The following is a 1,753-nucleotide window of genomic DNA, read 5'->3' as shown; positions in this document are numbered from 1 at the left end:
CACCGAATGCCCGCTGCATACCTGTCTGGACCATCTGCGTGCCCAGCAGCAGAAGCGCGATCGAACCCGCCAGATCGATCAGCGTGAATGTCGTCGGCATGGCTGCGCCCCCGTTGTGCCGTCGTATCGCCGGTTTGCTCGACACACTTCCGACCTGGCGCCGCACACCCCGTCCATGAGCGCAGCAGGTAGTCCGATGAATATACGCCATTGTCCGGAGAATTGGCGCAGGCATTCGTGCGTAAGCGCACGGCGAGTCAGCCAACAAGGGAAGTGCGAATCACTCGTGTGAAGCAGATCGATGAGGCGCAGGCCTCCATTCATACACCGGCATATGTCTGCGGAAGCAGTTTGATTTAACGTCTGACCGTGCCGGCACGATTCGTCAAGGATCACACCGGTTCGAGGCTGCCAGGCGCCCGTTGCACGCATGTGACGGGAAAGTGCGGCACGTCCTCGACGCGCACCGGATTTTTATTTCGCCGCGATGGTCACGCTTTCGCCGGCGGGCGTCCCTGTCTGGTCAGAGGGCGCAACTATCTGAATCTGTCCATGTGGAAACAGCAGTGCGACGATGCCGCGTGTGGGAACGCTGGCCGACAGTGTGGCGATCTTCGATGGCACAAACCACCGGCATCGCGCAATCTCGTTGCCGGGTTGTGCGACCTCGTCGGACGGCACACCGGCCAGAAAGACATCGTGCAGCGTGCCCAGACCACCAAACCGGAACAGATAGGTCAGCTCCATCGCAACAAGTCCCGTCTCTTCTTCAAGCTCGCGCCGCGCGGCATCAGCAGGTGTCTCGTCGCGCCTGATCCTGCCACCGGGCAGTGCCCACCGCGAACGAGCCCTCGCGACCAGCAGTACCCGGCCATCCCTGATACATAGCACCGTTGCCCTGTCTTTCATGCAAAGTCCGAACTCTTATGCGAGGCGCCGATTTTATGACGACACCGACGATGAATCGATGAAGTTGCGCGATCAAAACCTGGTGCCTTTCCTCGACGCTGGCACCGAGCGGCGATCCGGTGTGGTTCGCACCGGCATTCGATGTGTACTTCGCACACTATATCGTCACAAAAATGTCACAATTATGCGTTTTCAGGTATTACGGCGCTATCGAAGAATGAAATTCGATAGTTATGACAATTCGCCTGCGACTGCGAGGGGATTCCGGTCGATTGTGCGCGGCTGAAACCCATGTCAGGCGTGCACGCCTGCGAGCACGGCAAGTCAATGGAGCACGCCATGACACGGACATACGAGTACAACGGCTTTACCCTGCAGGTCGCGGTCGAATCTGATTTCTGCAACGGCCCGACAAAGCGCGCATCGGCCCATCCGGGCTATGTTGCGGTTGTTCGCATTTTCGAGGCGGGTAGCGTGGTGCCCCGATTGTCGCAACTCAGACTGGGGGAGGTGGGCGGCCACGCGTTCGATAGCGAGGCCGCCGCCCTGAACGGCGGGTACGTTGCAGCATGCACGATCGTGGACGATCTTTTTGACCAGGACATGGCAGACGCCTTCGTCGTGCCATTACGGCCCTCGCCGGTTACGCTACGACGCGGGGCAGGGCTGTCGCCAAGAGACGCGTGACGATCATCCGGAGCTTCGCACGATCGTTGAGCCGCTGCTGTCCGGTGCTCAATGATCCAGGGCTTCGCGCTCAAGCCGCTCGCGCGACACATGGCGCACATCCGTGCCCTTGACGACATAGATGACGAGCTCGGCCAGATTCTTCGCGTGATCCCCG

2 protein-coding genes and 1 pseudogene are annotated in these 1,753 nt (G+C 60.1%); 1 reads left to right on the top strand and 2 read right to left on the bottom strand.

Features of this window, described 5'->3' with window-relative positions:
* Positions 1–474: 474 nt before the first annotated feature.
* On the bottom strand, positions 475–909 hold the full coding sequence (locus A6V37_RS00040) for an NUDIX hydrolase (protein WP_082902767.1): 435 nt from the start codon (positions 907–909) through the stop codon (positions 475–477).
* A gap of 339 nt (positions 910–1,248) precedes the next feature.
* Between A6V37_RS00040 and A6V37_RS00035 the strand changes: the two genes are divergently transcribed.
* Positions 1,249–1,596 (top strand): hypothetical protein, encoded by a 348-nt coding sequence (locus A6V37_RS00035; RefSeq protein WP_064269498.1) that lies wholly within the window; start codon positions 1,249–1,251, stop codon positions 1,594–1,596.
* A gap of 48 nt (positions 1,597–1,644) precedes the next feature.
* Here the strand turns inward: A6V37_RS00035 and A6V37_RS40345 are convergent.
* Positions 1,645–1,753 (bottom strand): annotated as a pseudogene (locus A6V37_RS40345) (phosphate signaling complex protein PhoU); the annotation flags it as partial.

It is taken from the genome of Paraburkholderia ginsengiterrae (assembly GCF_001645125.1).
In the GTDB taxonomy this organism is placed as follows: Bacteria; Pseudomonadota; Gammaproteobacteria; order Burkholderiales; family Burkholderiaceae; genus Paraburkholderia; species Paraburkholderia ginsengiterrae.
Note: the sequence above shows the minus strand (reverse complement) of the source record. Positions and strands in the feature narration are given on the sequence as shown.

Coding starts and splice junctions, on each gene's coding strand:
- A6V37_RS00040 (WP_082902767.1), bottom strand. CDS start 909: ATGAAAGACAGGGCAACGGTGCTATGTATCAGGGATGGCCGGGTACTG.
- A6V37_RS00035 (WP_064269498.1), top strand. CDS start 1,249: ATGACACGGACATACGAGTACAACGGCTTTACCCTGCAGGTCGCGGTC.